Annotated in this window: 11 protein-coding genes; 3 read left to right on the forward strand and 8 right to left on the reverse strand. The window is 65.3% G+C overall.

All coding sequences use genetic code 11. The features are described 5' to 3' along the window. Positions 1-121: 121 nt before the first annotated feature. Positions 122-1519, reverse strand: a complete 1398-nt coding sequence (gene gabP / locus LK03_RS02875) for a GABA permease (RefSeq protein WP_038410982.1) — start codon at positions 1517-1519, stop codon at positions 122-124. A gap of 355 nt (positions 1520-1874) precedes the next feature. Then, complete coding sequence (locus LK03_RS02880; RefSeq protein WP_038410983.1) at positions 1875-2882, reverse strand: Fic family protein; 1008 nt, start codon at positions 2880-2882, stop codon at positions 1875-1877. A 544-nt stretch (positions 2883-3426) separates the two neighbouring features. On the opposite strand from LK03_RS02880, the gene LK03_RS02885 reads away from it, so the two are divergent. Continuing rightward, positions 3427-3705, forward strand: a complete 279-nt coding sequence (locus tag LK03_RS02885) for a hypothetical protein (RefSeq protein WP_049870417.1) — start codon at positions 3427-3429, stop codon at positions 3703-3705. Between the two features lie 46 nt (positions 3706-3751). On the opposite strand, the gene LK03_RS02890 is transcribed toward LK03_RS02885, so the two are convergent. From LK03_RS02890 to LK03_RS02910, 5 genes are all read right to left on the reverse strand, one after another. Further along, positions 3752-6154, reverse strand: a complete 2403-nt coding sequence (locus tag LK03_RS02890) for a DUF3772 domain-containing protein (protein WP_038410984.1) — start codon at positions 6152-6154, stop codon at positions 3752-3754. Between the two features lie 123 nt (positions 6155-6277). Next, positions 6278-7606, reverse strand: coding sequence for a DEAD/DEAH box helicase (locus LK03_RS02895; RefSeq protein WP_038410985.1), 1329 nt, complete (start codon positions 7604-7606; stop codon positions 6278-6280). A 54-nt stretch (positions 7607-7660) separates the two neighbouring features. Further along, the gene (yedA, locus tag LK03_RS02900; RefSeq protein WP_038410986.1) at positions 7661-8575 is read right to left on the reverse strand and encodes a drug/metabolite exporter YedA; all 915 of its coding nucleotides are present in this window, start codon (positions 8573-8575) and stop codon (positions 7661-7663) included. Between the two features lie 106 nt (positions 8576-8681). Next, complete coding sequence (locus LK03_RS02905) at positions 8682-9161, reverse strand: NYN domain-containing protein (RefSeq protein ID WP_038410987.1); 480 nt, start codon at positions 9159-9161, stop codon at positions 8682-8684. A gap of 57 nt (positions 9162-9218) precedes the next feature. Then, the gene (locus LK03_RS02910) at positions 9219-9962 is read right to left on the reverse strand and encodes a DUF2076 domain-containing protein (protein ID WP_038410988.1); all 744 of its coding nucleotides are present in this window, start codon (positions 9960-9962) and stop codon (positions 9219-9221) included. Between the two features lie 156 nt (positions 9963-10118). On the opposite strand from LK03_RS02910, the gene LK03_RS02915 reads away from it, so the two are divergent. Next, on the forward strand, positions 10119-10778 hold the full coding sequence (locus tag LK03_RS02915; protein ID WP_038410989.1) for a YciC family protein: 660 nt from the start codon (positions 10119-10121) through the stop codon (positions 10776-10778). Between the two features lie 203 nt (positions 10779-10981). Next, the gene (locus LK03_RS02920) at positions 10982-14098 is read left to right on the forward strand and encodes an autotransporter domain-containing protein (RefSeq protein ID WP_081951543.1); all 3117 of its coding nucleotides are present in this window, start codon (positions 10982-10984) and stop codon (positions 14096-14098) included. A 75-nt stretch (positions 14099-14173) separates the two neighbouring features. Here LK03_RS02920 and LK03_RS02925 read toward each other — a convergent pair whose 3' ends face one another. Next, positions 14174-15790 (reverse strand): ATP-binding response regulator, encoded by a 1617-nt coding sequence (locus LK03_RS02925; protein WP_038410990.1) that lies wholly within the window; start codon positions 15788-15790, stop codon positions 14174-14176. Positions 15791-15842 lie beyond the last annotated feature (52 nt).

The raw sequence follows: 15842 nt of genomic DNA on the forward strand, positions 1-15842 counted from the left end.
GGGGAGGCCTTGGCGCTAATGCCTGTAAGGCAAATCTTCATCGTTTGAAGGGTGTTCGGCCAGGAAGGTTGACCTGCGAGCGGCGAGCCGCCGTTCGCAGGTCAGATACAGCGCGTCGATCTCAGCCGAGCGAGCCGACGCCTACCGCACGCCGTGCATGGCTGCGGGTGGTGACGATGCCGAGGAAGGAAATCACGATGGCCAGGCCCAGGGTGGCGCTGACTTCGGCGCGGTGCGCCTCGGTGAACATCATCACGCCCAGGGCGCAACTGATGAAGATGATCACCAGCCAGGTCAGGTACGGGAACAGCCACATGCGGAACTTCAGCTCGGTGTTCTCGCGCTCCAGGCGACGGCGCATGCGCAGTTGCGAGATGGCGATGACCAGGTATACCAGCAGCGCGATGGCGCCGGAGCTGGCCAGCAGGAACTCGAACACGCCCTTGGGTGCGAAGTAGTTGAGCACCGCGATACCGGCGCCTATCAGCGTACTGCCGAACACCGCTGCGCGCGGTACGCCGACCTTGCTGGTGCCCTTGAGCATGGCCGGGGCGTCGCCGCGCTTGGCCAGCGAGTACATCATCCGCGAGGCGATGTAGATCGACGAGTTCATGCAGCTGGTGACCGCGACCAGCACCACCATGTCGACCAGGAAGGCGGCGTGGGGAATGTTCATGATTTCCAGCGCGCGCTGGTAGGAACCCACCACGGCCAGTTGCGGGTCGTTCCACGGCACCACGGAGATGATCACGAAGATCGACAGGATATAGAAGGTGCTGATCCGCCAGATCACCGAGCGGGTGGCCTTGGCGATGTTGCGCGACGGGTCGCTCGATTCGGACGCAGCGATGGTCACCGCTTCGGTGCCGATGAAGCTGAACATCACGGTGATAAAGGCGCCGATCACCGCCGACCAGCCATTGGGGGCAAAGCCGCCCTTCTCGGCGATCAGGGTGCTCAGGCCGCTCACTTCGCGGTCGGGCAGCCAGCCCATCAGGGCCGAGAAGCCCAGGCCGATGAAGGCCAGAATCGCGGTGACCTTGAGAATCGCGAACCAGAACTCGAACTCGCCGTATTTGGCCACGCTGAACAGGTTGGTGCAGGCCAGCAGCAGCACCGAGGCGAGGGCGAAGATCCAGCTGTCGATCTGCGGGAACCAGGCGTTGAGCACGTGCCCGGCGGCCAGGGCTTCGATGGGAATCACCAATACCCAGAACCACCAGTACAGCCAACCGATGGTGTAGCCGGCCCAGCGGCCGATGGCCTGGTCGGCGTAGGTGGAGAACGAGCCGGTGTCGGGATGGGCGACGGCCATCTCACCGAGCATGCGCATGACCAGAACGACCAAGGTTCCGGCCACGAAGTACGAAATGATGGTGGCTGGGCCGGCTGCCGCGATGGCGTGCCCAGAACCGACGAATAGTCCGGCGCCGATGATGCCGGCAATCGACAGCATCGTTACATGACGTGGCTTGAACCCTTGCGCAAGGGCATTGCCATCAGATCCCACGGTGTTCATTGATATTGTTCTCTTTTTGCTGACACAGGAAAGGACGGGCAGGCGTAGGCGAACATTTCTCCTTATAGAACAATGATTAACGCAGTACTCACGCGATTTTGTTGACGTTCTACACGCTATACCCGGCACTGCGCCAGCGAATTTCGGTGTCCATTTAAGCCCCCTCGGCCTGTGGGAAATTACGTGAGAACGTCTCGTTGCTGCGTGATTACGACGACGGTTATCCGATTGCGTCAGATGTCGCGATTGGCATGCCTGTTTGCGTCACAGGCTGTGACGCGTGTGGTGATCAGGGGCAGGAATTCGATTGGATGGGTCGGTCGGGGGAAGGCTTGCGAGTGGATGAGTGCTGTGGTCACACCCGACGGTACTGCTGGGCAGGGCTGCGAGGCGAGTCGGGATCGGTCATCTCGATCAAGCCTGCGGCCAGTGCGGGCTTGAGATAGTTCTTGTTGAACGTCGCCCGATGCGCCAGACCAAGGCGTTGCATCAATTCGCTGGCTTTGAGTGCAACCCCAGGGGTCAGCACGGCCAACAGCTTCGCTACTTGGTCGCTTACTTGTACGTTTACTTGGTCGCTTACTTGTACGGTCACGTGCTCGCTGTCGCTGGCCTCGCGCAGCGCCTGCTCCAGCGCTTCAAGCATGAACACCACGAACGGCGTAGCCTCAGCGGCCTGATCCGCTGAAGCCAATGCTGCGGAGTAAGCCTCCTGCCGGGCGCAGATCACCGATTCCACTGGCAGGTAAGCCAGGACCGGACGCCAGCGGCTGAGAATCAAGGTTTGCCACAACCGTCCCATCCGCCCATTGCCATCGGCGAAGGGGTGGATGAACTCGAATTCGTAGTGGAAGACACAACTGTTGATCAACGGCGGCCAGTCACTGCTCGCCAACCAGCCCAGCAGATCCTGCATCAGCGAGCTCAAGCGACTGGCGGGAGGGGCCATGTGCAACAGGCGTTGTTCTCGATAGATCCCAACGCCGCTGTTGCGCAGTTGGCCTGCGTCATCGATCAAGCCATGCATGAGCAGACGATGCGCGGCCAGCAGATCGTTCAACCGTGCAGGATTCCAGCCCGGCATCGCTTCGTAGGCCTGGAAGGCGTTGCGCACTTCCTGAATTTCCCGCGGCAGCCCAAGCACACGTTTGCCATCCAGCACAGCCGTCACTTGCTCGACATCGAGGGTATTGTTTTCGATGGCCAGCGAGGCCTGGATGGTGCGAATGCGGTTGCCGCGCCGCAACTGCGGGGCCATGGCCGCTTCGCGCCTGGCGGTCAGCACCCCGACCTGCTCGCTGATGTCGGCGACCAGCGCGAGCATGCGTGGGGTGATAGTCAGTGGGGGCTGGTAAGACTTCATGGTTGGCACTCTGGAGCGCTGAATATCGGAGCGCATCCTATCACTTGCGGGTTTGCTGGTAAGGCTTCAATCAGGCACGGGTTCTAGCCACTCTCGTCTCCGCGGTGGCTGCTCATGTCGCTAAAACCCCTTTTCAGCGACACGTTCTTCACTTGAGCCTAGTGGCACCGCTCTGCAATGGCGGTAGTGGCGATATGCCTCCATCTGGTCGGTGGGCACTGGGACGAAGTGTCAGAGAATTCCGAATCTTTCTGCGAATGCTTCAGGTCCCGAGACTAGAGATTTATCCTACCGACGCTGCAGCCGTTTCAATATTGCCGGCCAAGTTCATAGGGACTAGCTTCCCCAAGTCGCCCCGATTGGCGACGGGGTGTGAGAGCCCGGTGATGCATCGTGCCAGTGTTATGGCAGCCGTTCGTGGGCAGGCTTCGGCCTGGCCGGAATTCCGATGCTCGCCGGTCTCTCACCCCGCGAGCGGCTGCCACCCAGGATTTTGTGAGAGGAATCTGTCTGGCAGCTCCTGCTAAGACATCGGAGTTCACTCATGAAAAAGCTCGTCCCCGATCCACCCCGCAAACTCATCCACACCCCCTACTTGTCCATCCACAGCGACCTCAGCCCAGAGGATGCCCTGGCCTACGCCGCGCAACTGCTGCGCAGCATCGAAGACGTTCTCGACGAATACTGCCTGGCCAGTGCAGGCGCGCCCGGTGTGGGCATGCTGATCGGCGCTGCGCATGCGGCGCGTACCGGTCAGGCGTTGCTGGGGCATGCGTTGCAGCCGCCAACGCCCGTGATCCCCGCACTCCAGACGACGCCCTGAACGACAACGGCCCGTAAAGACGGGCCGTTGCTGTATACGCCGAGCGTTACGCCGAAGCGTCAGGGGCCGGCGTGCCGCCCTGCAACAGCAACATGCTCTGCGGCGACGACAAGGCAATGCCTTCTTCGCGCAGACGGCCGAGGATGGTGAACAGCAGGTCGCTACGGGCACCCGAGACCTGCCGCGGGCCAGCCACGTAGCCGCTGACCGCCAGCACCATGCCGGCGGCGGTGATGTCCTTGAAGCTCACCGACGGCGCCGGGGCGTCGAGGATGCCTTCGTGCTCGTGGTACGCGGTCAGCAGCAGTTCGCGGACCTTGTTGGCATCGGTGTCCAGCGGCAGGGTCAGGGTGATGCCGACCACGCCCAAGGCGTTGGCCATGGTCACGTTGCGCACGTTCTGCGAGATGAACTGCGAGTTGGGCACGATCACCGTCGAGCGGTCGGACATCTGGATTTCCGTGGCGCGCACGTTGATCCGGCGAATGTCGCCCTCGACCCCGGCCAGGCTTACCCAGTCGCCGACCTTGACCGGCCGCTCGGTGAGCAGGATCAGGCCGGAAATGAAGTTCTGCACGATCTGCTGCAAGCCGAAACCGATACCCACCGACAGCGCACTGACCACCCAGGTCAGGCTGGTGAGGTTGATGTGCAGGGTCGACATCACCAGTGATGCCAGGAACAAAAAACCGATGTAGCCGACCAGGGTCACCAGCGAGGCACGCATGCCGGCGTCCATGTCGGTGTCGGGCAGCAGGCGTTCGCCCAGCCAGCGCTTGAGCACACGGATGGCGAACAGGCCGCCGAAGAAGATCGCCACGGCAAGGAAGATGTCGGTGGGCATCAGGTTGAGGTTGCCGAGCAGCTTGCCACCGCTGCCGTCCCACTCTCCCAGGCTCATCAGCAGCTCGCCTGGGCTGGTGCCGGACGGCAGGAAGGCGAACATCGCCGCGATGAACAGCATCAGGGTGCGACCGACGCCGGCAAGAATGGTGCTGGCCTGGGCCTGGTGGCGGTGTTGCAGCCCCAGCGCCGAGGCCAGTGCCAGGCCACCGGGTTGACGCGGCGAGAGCAGGTTTTCGCAGAGGTCGCCGAACACCGTGACCATCAGGTAGGCGCAGGTGGCGACCACGCTGATCCACAGCAACTTGGCGGTGAGGAAGTAGGCCAGGGTCAGGAAGCCGGTGAGCAGCGCGACGATGATCACCAGCACCCACACCAGCATGACGAACGGAATCAGCCCGGCCAGCCCTGATGGACGCGGCAGGTCGTGCCGCCGGCGGCTGCGGCGGTAGCACACCAGTGCGCCCAGGAACAGGCCCGAGACCACCAGCGCGGTCAGGCCGTTGCTGGCCAGGGTCAGCGCCAGGCTGGTGCCGATCACGCTGTTGATGCGCTCGACGGTGAGCAGCAGCATCAGCGCCAGGGCCAGCGCCTGGGGGAACCAGCCCAGGGCGCTGGCGATTTCATCGGGGATCGGCGGCAGGCGCCAGGACGGGCGTTGCAGCATCAGCATGGCGCGGCCAAGCCCGGCGATGAAGGCGCTGAACACCACCAGGGTGAGGATGTGGTCGGTCAGGCTGGTCAGGTCGGTGCTGAGTTCGGCGCTGGTCTCAAGACCCCAACGCACCAGCGACACCGCGCCCCCGATGGTGCTCAGGGTCGCCAGGCTGACGCCCAGGGCCAGGGCGCTGCGGCGCAGGCGTCCTTCCGGCAGCCAACGCACCACCAGGTAGGCCAAGGCCTTTTCCAGCAGGCGGCGACCCAGCGTCCACACCAGTACGGCGGCCAGCAGGCTGCTGAGGAACAGCCAGCGATGCTCTGCACTGAAGGCGCTGGCCACGGCCTCGGCGGCGTCGTTGCGCAGGGTGGCCAGACGCGCCACGTCTTCATCGGTGGGGCGCACCAGGCTCGACCAGAACGCCGGACTCAGCGGGCTCGCGGCGCGGCTGGTGATCTGCGAGTTGAACAGGCTGCGGCGCAGGTTGACGATCTGCGTCGACAGGTCACGGGCCGACTGGGCAAGGTCGGTGGCCTGCTTCTGTTCGGCTTGCAACGACTTTTGCTGGACAGTGAGCTGTTTGCGCTGCTGGGTCAGGGTGTCGGGCTCATCGGCCTGGGGCGAGCCGACCACGCTCAGCTGATCGGCGACCCGCTGCACATCGGTGGTGCGTTGGGTGGCAAGATCCGCAGCCTGACGCTGTACTTGCAGCGCGGCCTGGCGCAGTTGTGACAGCAGGTCATCGTTGGCGCTGCTGGTGACACCCTGGCGCACCTGATCGAGGCGCGCGCCGAGCTGCTCGAGGCTGGCGTTGTCCTCCAGGCTCTGCTGCTCGACCACCGCCGGGCGCGGCGCCGGGTCGGCAGTGGCCGCCCAGGCGGGCATGGCGACCCACAGCAACAGGGCCAGCAGCCCCATGCAGAAACGGTCAAGGCGGATGGGCCTCATCGGTTGGTCCTCTTTACGGTGTTACGTGTTGAATGAATTCGGGGGGCTGTTCACAACCCTGAAGCGGCTTCAGCCGCGAAGGCCGGCGACGCCGGCTAGGGTTCTCGGAGCCAGAGCAGAGGCTCAGGACTTGCCCTTCTTGCGCGGCCCGCCATTGAAACTGGGCACCTTGCGCACCGGTTTGACCGCCGGCGCGTCCGATCCACTGCTGTCCATCCACTTGCCCAGACCGCGCTTGGCAGCGGTTTCCTTGGGCTTTTTCGGTTTCTTCGGTTTCTTGATCACCTGGCCACTGGCATCGGTCTGCGGCACGCGGTGGTCGGGGATGAAATCGGGCTCGTCATGCCGTGGCAAGGTCTGGCGGGTCAGCACTTCGATGGCGGCCAGCAGTTGCACTTCATCGGCGCACACCAGCGAGATTGCCTCGCCGCTGTTGCCGGCACGGCCGGTACGGCCGATGCGGTGCACGTAATCTTCGGCGACGATCGGCAGGTCGAGGTTGACCACCAGCGGCAGGTCATCGATGTCCAGGCCGCGGGCGGCGACATCGGTGGCCACCAGCACCTGGATTTCCCGCTGTTTGAAACTGTCCAGGGCGCGCTGGCGGGTGGCCTGGGGGCGGTCGCCGTGGATGCCGTCGGCCTTGATGCCCTCGCCCTGCAGGCGCTCGACCAATTGATCGACGCCGTTGCGGGTCTTGGCGAACACCAGCACCTGGCCCCAGCGTTTCTTGCGCAGCAGGTGGCAGAACAGGTCGGCCTTGCGCTTCTTGTCGACCGTCACCAGCCATTGCTTGACGGTACTGGCGGTGACGTTGCGCGGGCTGACTTCGATGCTCAGCGGGTCGTTCAGCGCAAGGCCTGCGAGCAGACGGATCTGCTCGGAGAAGGTCGCCGAGAACAGCAGCGTCTGGCGCTTGCGCGGCAAGGCGGCGTACACCGCCTGCAGCTCTTCGGCAAAGCCCAGGTCGAGCATGCGGTCGGCTTCATCGAGCACCAGGGTCTGCACCTGACCGAACTTCAGCGCGTTCTGGCGGAACAGGTCGAGCAGACGCCCGGGGGTCGCCACCAGCAGGTCGACACCGCGGCGCAGGCGCATCATCTGTGGGTTGATGCTGACACCGCCGTACACCGCATAGGTGCTGAGCGGCAGGTGCTCGGCGTAGGCGCGCAGGTTGGCGTGAACCTGTTCGGCCAGCTCGCGGGTCGGCACCAGCACCAGCGCGCGGATCGAGTTGCTGGCGACTTTTTCCCCTTCCATCGCCAGACGCTGCAGCAACGGCAGGCCGAAACCTGCGGTCTTGCCGGTGCCGGTCTGCGCCGCGGCCATCAGGTCACGGCCGGCCAGCACGGCAGGAATGGCCTTGGCCTGAATCGGCGTGGGGGTGGTGTAGTCCATCTGCTGCAAGACGTGCAGCAGCGGTTCGATCAGGCCGAGGTTGGCGAAAGTCATGGCAATACCGTCAGGGGTTCAGCGAAGCCGGCAAGTTTACCGCAACGCCCTGCCCTACTTGCACATTTTGCCTTCCACCGGGACCACCGGCGCGCGCCGCCATTGCGGCAGGCCAATCAGCACCACCGCGCCGATGATCACCGCCATGGCCAGGCATTCCTCGACGCCTACCTGCTCGCCAGCGAAGACGATGCCGAGCAGCACCGCCACGGCCGGGTTGACGTAGGCGTAACTGGTGGCCGCCGCCGGACGCACGTGCTTGAGCAGGTACATGTAGGCGCTGAAGGCCAGAATCGAGCCGAACAGAATCAGGTAGATCAACGCGCCCCAACCCGCGGCGCTGGGCGCCTGGGTCATGCGTTCGCCGCTCAGGGCACTGGCCAGCAGCAGGATCGCGCCGCCCCAGAGCATCTCGCAGGCCGCCGCCATGGCGCCCTGGGGCAGCGGTAGGCGTTTGCTCCACACCGAGCCGAACGCCCAGGCCGCCGCAGCGAAGAGGATCAGCACCGCGCCCATGGGGCTGGCTTGCAGGTTGGAGCCCAGGTTGAGCAGGCCGATACCGGCCAGGCCCAGCAGAATGCCGGCCCATTCCAGGCGCGAGTTGCGGTAGCCGAACAGCAGCCCGAAAAGCAAGGTGAACAGCGGCACCGTGGCCACCGCCAGCGCCGCGACGCCGGACGACACCCCGGCGTGCTCGGCCAGGGTCACGCCGCCATTGCCGCAGCTGAGCAGCAGAAAACCGATCGCCCCGGTCGCCCGCCACTGCGGCCAGCTCGGCGCAGGAGCGCCGCGCCAGCGCAGAAAGCCATACAGCAGCGCGCCAGCGATGACGAAGCGCACCCCGGCCATCAGCATCGGTGGCCAGGATTCGACACCGATGCGAATCATCAGGTAGGTGGAGCCCCAGACGACATACAGGGCAAAGAACGCGCCGATCAACAACAGCGGGAAACGACGGGGGGCAGGCATGACGGATTACTCGGGTTCCGTTGACGGGTAAGCCCAGTGTACGGCCCCCACGCTGCTGCGGCCCGTAACAATACGCAACTAAATCACCTGCACACTTGTGGATGACTCAGTTGCGCAAAAGCAGTCTTCCTTCCACCGGCACGTAGCGGCTGGCGGCGCGTACCAGCGACATCGCGGTCAGCCCCTGCACGCCGTACACCACCGCTTCCACGCCATGACGCTCGATCACCCGCTGCAACAGCAGATCGAAGTCGCCGTCACCGGAGGCCAGCACCACCTGATCGACCCGGCTCGCCGCATCGACCACATCGAGGGTGATGCCCACGTCCCAGTCGCCCTTGGCCGACCCGTCGCTGCGCTGAATATAGGGCTTGAGGCGCACGTCGAAACCCAGGTTGCGCAAAATCTGCTGGAACTGCCGCTGCTTGGGGTCGCCACGGTCGATGGCGTAGGCCACCGCCTCGACGATCGTGCCCTCGGCACTGACCTCGGCCCACAGCGCCGCGTAATTGAAATGACAACCGTGCGCCTGGCGCACGGTGTAATAGAGGTTCTGCACGTCGGCGAACAGCGCGATCTTCTTCATCGTCACTCCTGTAGGCGACCCGGCCTGGCGGCTAAGTCGCGGAGTATGCCAGAGGCATCAGATGAACGAGTCGTCGTCGGAGAAGAAGCCGCCATCGTCGTTGCCGTAGTCGGTGTCGGCAAAGCCGCCCTGACCGTTGCCGTAGTCAGCGTTGTCGGCCACCTGCTGCTGGCCAGCCTGATCGTGCCAGCCGCCTTGCTCGCTGGCCGGCGCCGGGGCCTCTTCGATCACCTCCACCACTTCCTGGGGCTGCGAGCCATGGTTGAACAGGCTGCTGATGCCCTGGGCCAGCAGCACACCACCGGCCACGCCCGCGGCGGTCTGCATGGCGCCGCCAAGGAAACTGCCGGCAGCCCCACGCGCAGGTGCGGCTGCGGGGGCGGCCTGGGCAGCGGCGGGCGCGGCGCTCTGCGGGCCGTCGCGCCAGCCGCCGCCATTGGGCGCCGAAGTAACCGGCCGTGCTGGCGCCTGAGCTGGGGCTGACGGAGCAGCCTGGCGGTTGTTGGCGCCGAACAGGCTGGAGAGGAAACCACCGCCGCCGCCTGCGTTGCTGCTGTCGCGGGGCTCGGCCTTGGCCTGTTGCAGCTCGGCCTGGAGCTGTTTGTTCTGCTCATCCAGGCGCTTGAGCGCCGCTTCCTGCACCAGAATCGCCTGGGCCATGTAGTACGGCGCGGCCGGCTGCTGACGCAGGTGCGCTTCGATGCACGCCTGGGCCTGGGCATCGCGCGGCTGGGCCGGGTCCTCGGCCTGGCGGATACGGCCGAACAGGCCATCGATCAAACGTTGTTCTTCAGTGTTCATCGGGGCTACCTCATGGGCGCGAACAGGACATCGGACGCGATCAAGATGGGGGGGCTGACGCAGCGCTTCAAGCACTGCGGCGATGAAACTTTCTTCAGCCGCGCAGCGCTCTGGGCTACAGTGGCGCCCTGCTTTCCGGCCATGCGATGTTGACTGATGAATCCCTATAGCGTTCTGCGCGACTCCCTGCATTTCTTCCGCCTGCACCTGCTCGGCATCGCCCAGCTGTGCCTGCCCGTGGTGGTGCTCGAAGCCTTCTTTACCCAGTTAGTGCTGCAACAACTGGGCGATCAGGCCAGCCCGACCTATGCCATGCTCACCAGCCTGGTGTTCTACCCGCTGTACACCGCAGCGTTGATTCTTTACCTCGACACCCGCAGCAGCGGCCAGGACATCGCCAAGCGTGACCTGATGGCGCGGGCGGTGCAGTTGTGGCCGCAGATGGCCGTGCTGATTCTGATCAGCTCGCTGCTGATCATGGCCGGTCTGGTGCTGCTGATCTTCCCCGGCGTGTGGATCATGATCAACCTGGCCTTCGCCGAGTTCCTGCTGGTGCTGCGCGGGCGCTCGGTGATGGAATCGATGCGCGAGAGCGCGAGCATGACCACCGGGCATTTCCTGCGCATCCTGACCTGCATGCTCGCGGTGGTCGCGCCACTGTGGTTGCTCGACGGCCTGCTGCTGATGGCCTTCCCGCAGCCACAGCCTGGCGTGGGGCTGCTGCTCGACAGCCTCAGCGGCTTCCTGCAACTGTTCAGCACCGTGGTGCTGTACCGACTGTTCATGCTGCGCGAAGCCGAGGCGGCCAAGGCCTGACGCCACGGCGGCGGCAGTCGGCTGAAATGCCCTGACTGCCGCTGCCCAGGGCCTTGCCCACGTGCTGCGCGTTAGCACATGTGTACTATTCCCATCGCCCTACCCCCTCCCGATACTCCCTCTGTTGACAATTCTCAGAATGGAAACGCCCACGCCCGGCGCGCCGCCGCGTGCGTGGCCTCTACGGAGTCTCTGGAGTCGCTATGAAGCCCCTTTTCACACTTTCCCCGCTGGCGTTCGCGGTCACGCTGAGCGTGCTGCCCAATGCCCATGCCGCCCAACATTACGTGCTCAACAACGGTGCTGAGACCTGGAGCAGCGACCGCGGCTACGACAGCATCTCGGTGATCCCCAACGCCGGCCTGACCTCGACCCTGACCATCAACAACGGCGCCACCGCCACCAGCCAGGGCGGGCGCATCGGCGGTCGCGCCGACAACAACGCGCCGATCGCCATGGGCGTGCTGGTGGTCGAAGGTGCCGGCAGCCGCTGGCTCACCCCGCGCAACAACGCGGTGCTGGGCAACACCGTGCTGATCGGCGGCGCGGCGCAGGGCACGCTGAACGTGCTCAACGGCGGTGAAGTGTCGGTGCGTGACCTGCAACTGGGCGACAACGGCAGTGCCGGCAACGGCGATTCGCGGGCCAATCTGCTGGTCGACGGCAAGGACTCGCTGGTCGATGTGGTGAACCTGCGTTCGGGCGGCACGTTCGTCTACGACACGCGGATCAACCTGCAGAACGGTGGGCGGATCAAGAGCGATCAGGTGGCCATGGTGTCGATCACCGAGATGTCCGGTGCAGGCACGCGCTGGGACAACAGCGGCAACTTCCGCAGCCGTCACGACCTGACCCTGAGCAATGGCGCGGTACTGGCAAGCGACACCATGCAACTGGGCGGTGGGGTGGTCGGCGGCAGCACCAACATCACCCTGACCGGTGAAGACACGCGCCTTGAGACGCGCACGCTGAAGCTGGGCGACACCACCCGTACCGCCAACCTGATGTTGGCCGACGGCGCCCTGCTCAAGAGCACCGAGGGCGTCGACATTTCCGTCGAGACCGCCACCCTGTCGTCGGGCCACGGCACCCTGGCGTTTGGCGGCGAGGTCACCCGCGATGACAACCGCACCGAATACGACGCCCTCACCGCAGGCGCCGCCCGCGCCGCGGGGCGAATCGATCCGGCCAGCGACCTGCGCTTCGGCACCGGCCCGGCGACCGGCGCCATCGCCTTCAACCACACTGGCGAACTGCAGTTGAGCAACAAGATCAGTGGCGCGGGCCGGCTGTACAGCTTCAGCGGTGATACCACCCTGAGCGGCGACCTGAGCGGGTTGTCCGGCGGCACCATCGTGCGCGGTGGTCGCCTGGTGCTCGACAGCGATATCGACCAGAGCAACCCGCGTGGCACGTCGGCCTTCAGCGTCGGCAACGGCACCCTGGTGGTCAACGGCAAGATCGGCCACGACACGCCGTCTGGCACCTACAGCAACAGCGGCCAGGTTCTGGCCGGCGGTGTGCTGGCCGGTACCGGCCAGGTCGGCGCCACCCAGGTGTTCGCCGGCGGCACCTTGTCGCCAGGCGAAGGCCAGATCGGCACCCTGACCATCAACGGCAACCTGGACATGGATGAAGGCTCGCGATACGCCGCCGACATCGCCGGCAACGGTGGCTCGGACCGGGTCAATGTCACCGGCGCTGCGACCCTGCGCGGCACCCGCGTGGACGTCACCACCCTCAACGATGCGCAGAGCTACACCACCGGCCAGACCTACACCCTGCTGTCGGCCAAGGACGGCATCGTCGCAATCGACAGAGAAGGCAAGGCCTACGCCGAAGCCTTCAGCAACTCGGCGTTCCTCAACGTCAGCCTCAAGCGCACCGACAACGACCTGAACCTGGTCATCGCACAGAAGGACACCACCCCCGAACCGCCAGTTGAGCCACCGGTAGAACCACCAGTCGAGCCGGAACCGCCGGTCGAGCCGCCGGTCGAGCCTCCCGTCGAGCCGCCGGTCGAGCCTGAGCCACCGGTCGAACCGCCGGTCGAGCCGCCTGTGGAGCCGGAACCGCCGGTCGAACCACCGGTGACCCCGCCGGTTGAACCCGAGCCACCGGTCGAGCCGCCCGTAGAGCCCGAACCACCGGTACAACCACCGGTTCAGCCGCCAGAAACCGGCGGCAAGCCCGGTATTTTCCAGACCGTCGCCCGCACCGGCAACCAATGGAACACTGCCGGTGCGCTGAGCCAGCTGCGCCAGAGCGGCGCGCCGCTGCGCCTGTACAACAACCTGCTGATCCTCGATGCCGACAGCGCCCGCAACGCCATCGATCAACTCTCCGGCGATTACCACAGCAGCACCTCGACCGCGCTGATCGCCAACAGCCAGGTGGTCTCCGGGGTACTCGGCACGCGCACCCGCAGCCTGCTCGACAATGGCCGTATCAGCATGCCGGTGGGCGCTTCGAACCTCGCTCCTGAAGCCTCGTCGGGGCACAACGGCGCCTGGGTGCAGACCTTCGGCAACTGGTCGCGCCTGGACGGCAACAACGGCGCCAGCGGCCTCAAGCAGCGCACCGGCGGCGTGCTGATCGGTGCCGACGGGCGCATCACCCAGGACTGGAGCGCCGGTGTCTATGGCGGCTACAGCCGTTCGAAGTTCGACGCCGACGACCGCGACGCCAAGGGCAACAGCGACAACTACCACCTCGGTGCCTACACCGGTGCGCAGTTCGACGCCCTGCGCCTGAGCGCAGATGTCGGCTACACCTGGCATGAGCTGGACAGCAAGCGCAACGTAGCCTTCGCCGGCTTCAGCGACCACCTCAAGGGTAAGCGCGATGCCAGCACCTTGCAGGCCAGTGGTGAGGCGGCCTACCGCATCGGCCTGGGCGCGGTGGCGCTGGAACCGTTCGTTGGCGTGTCCTACGTCAAGTACGACGCCGACAGCTTCCGCGAGAAAGGCGGCGCGGCGCGGCTGCGCGTGTCCAGCGACAAGCAGGACACCTGGTTCTCCACCGCAGGCCTGCGTGCCTCGACCCGCACCAGCATCGCCGAGCACCAGACCGACCTGTACGGCTCGCTGGGCTGGCGCCGTGCCTACGGCGACCTGGACCCGCGCAACGAGCAGTCCTTCGCCGGCGGCCCGAACTTCGAAGTGCAGGGCATCGCGCAGACGCGCAATGTGGCACTGACCGAAGTGGGGGCGAAAATGCGCCTGAACAGCCAGACCGACCTCGACCTGTCGTACCAGGGCCAGTTCGGCAGCGACACGCGCTTCCACTCGGTGAACGCCGGCGTCACGGTTCGCTTCTGACCCTTCAGGGCGGCCGTTCTGGCCGCCCTTCAGTCCTCCTGGCTGCGAGCGCGGTGCTCTACTGCGCTCACGCCTTCACAGCATTGGCGCGCGTTGCTCGGCCATCACCTTGACCTGCTCGAGCAGCACCGCACGCAATTCAGGTGGCCGCACCGGCTTTGCCAGCACCCAGATATCGAGGCTCTCGACCAGGCGGCGGATACGCTCGATTTCATGGCCGGTCATGATCATCGCCGGCACCTGCCAACCGCGCTGCTGACGAATCGCCGCGATGCACTCGGCACCGGAAATCTTCGTCCCCAGGTCGAAGTCGGCAATGATGATGTCGCAGCCGCTGGTGACATTCAGGCCATCGCTGTGCGCCTCTACCACGCAGCCCCATTTCTCCAGCAGCGCCGAGGTCGCGCGCAGTACGCTGGCATCGTCGTCCACCAGGCACACGCGCAGGCCACGCAGTTGCTCGGGCACGCTCGGCGGGCGTACTACCGGCTTCCTTGGCTCGATGCGCTGCAAACCGCGAATGCTCACCCGCGTACCGCGGCCCAGGCGTGAGTCCACCGCCACGGCAAGCCCGAGCAACTGGCCGATGCGCTGCACGATGGGCAAACCCAGGCCCAGACCCTCGACGTCCTTGTCGCGCACCTGGCGTACCCGATAGAACTCCTTGAACAGTTGCGGCAGATGTTCTTCGGCGATGCCCGGGCCTTGGTCGTGGATGACCACCGCCAAGCCATTGCCCTGACGGCGTACGGCGAGCAGCACTGGCTTGCCAGGGGCGTATTTGAGCGCATTGGACAGCAGGTTCTGCACCATGGTGGTGAGCAGCCCCGGATTGGCCCAGACCCAGTACCGGCAGGGCCGCAGGCGCAGTTCGACACCCGCCCAGCGCGCCGCCTCGGTGTTCTGCCGCAGCACATCCTCCAGCAGCGCGCCGAGGTCGACCGCCTGGGCCTCGGGTTGCAGACGGCCGTTGTCGAGGGTGTAGAGGTCGAGAATCGAGCGAAACAGTTGCGAGACGGTGTGCAGGGAGCGATCGATATTGTCCACCAGGCGTAGCTCGTCCTGCCCCAGACGGGCGTCGCGCAGGCAGGCGGTGAATAGGCCGATGGCGTGGATCGGCTGGCGCAGGTCATGGCTGGCCTGGGCGAGGAAGCGCGACTTCTCCTGGTTGGCGGCAATCGCTTCCTGCGACGCTACGCGGGTGCGCTTGAGTAACACGTGGGCGTAGGCCGGCACCACGATGGTGGTCACGCACAGGGTCAGCATGACGAAGGGCTGGGCGCGCCAGTAAGGGTCGAAGAGAAACACCGCCATCAGCGTCGCCAGCGCGATCACCGTGGCAATCGCCAGGTACTGCGAGCCGAAGCGCATGCCGTTGCCCAGGGTCACCCACAGCAGCACGGCGTAGATTGGCAAGGCATATTCGCCGCCCAGCGCCAGGGTGAAGCCGGTACCGACATAGTCATGCAGCATCGACAACAGACGGCGCCAGAAGAAGTGCCCCGCCCAGCGCTTGATCGCCATGCGCAGAAACACCGAAGCGACGATGAAGGTGACGATATAGGTGACGATGGCGTAGTAGTTCGCGGCACTGGCCGGGTGCAGCGCAATCAGCGCCAGGACATACAACAACGCGCAGGCACTGACGATCAGGCGCAAGGTGGCTTGGTCGAGTTCGCTGTTCTTTTCCATGGTGAACATCCTGTTCGGGCAAGGCTTTCGCGGCGTGGCGCGCCCCGACGAA

It is taken from the genome of Pseudomonas cremoricolorata (genome assembly GCF_000759535.1).
GTDB lineage: Bacteria > Pseudomonadota > Gammaproteobacteria > Pseudomonadales > Pseudomonadaceae > Aquipseudomonas > Aquipseudomonas cremoricolorata_A.

Excerpts from the sequence above, each read along its gene's own strand:
- gabP (WP_038410982.1), bottom strand. The coding sequence starts at position 1,519 with ATGAACACCGTGGGATCTGATGGCAATGCCCTTGCGCAAGGGTTCAAG.
- LK03_RS02880 (WP_038410983.1), bottom strand. The coding sequence starts at position 2,882 with ATGAAGTCTTACCAGCCCCCACTGACTATCACCCCACGCATGCTCGCG.
- LK03_RS02885 (WP_049870417.1), top strand. The coding sequence starts at position 3,427 with ATGAAAAAGCTCGTCCCCGATCCACCCCGCAAACTCATCCACACCCCC.
- LK03_RS02890 (WP_038410984.1), bottom strand. The coding sequence starts at position 6,154 with ATGAGGCCCATCCGCCTTGACCGTTTCTGCATGGGGCTGCTGGCCCTG.
- LK03_RS02895 (WP_038410985.1), bottom strand. The coding sequence starts at position 7,606 with ATGACTTTCGCCAACCTCGGCCTGATCGAACCGCTGCTGCACGTCTTG.
- yedA (WP_038410986.1), bottom strand. The coding sequence starts at position 8,575 with ATGCCTGCCCCCCGTCGTTTCCCGCTGTTGTTGATCGGCGCGTTCTTT.
- LK03_RS02905 (WP_038410987.1), bottom strand. The coding sequence starts at position 9,161 with ATGAAGAAGATCGCGCTGTTCGCCGACGTGCAGAACCTCTATTACACC.
- LK03_RS02910 (WP_038410988.1), bottom strand. The coding sequence starts at position 9,962 with ATGAACACTGAAGAACAACGTTTGATCGATGGCCTGTTCGGCCGTATC.
- LK03_RS02915 (WP_038410989.1), top strand. The coding sequence starts at position 10,119 with ATGAATCCCTATAGCGTTCTGCGCGACTCCCTGCATTTCTTCCGCCTG.
- LK03_RS02920 (WP_081951543.1), top strand. The coding sequence starts at position 10,982 with ATGAAGCCCCTTTTCACACTTTCCCCGCTGGCGTTCGCGGTCACGCTG.
- LK03_RS02925 (WP_038410990.1), bottom strand. The coding sequence starts at position 15,790 with ATGGAAAAGAACAGCGAACTCGACCAAGCCACCTTGCGCCTGATCGTC.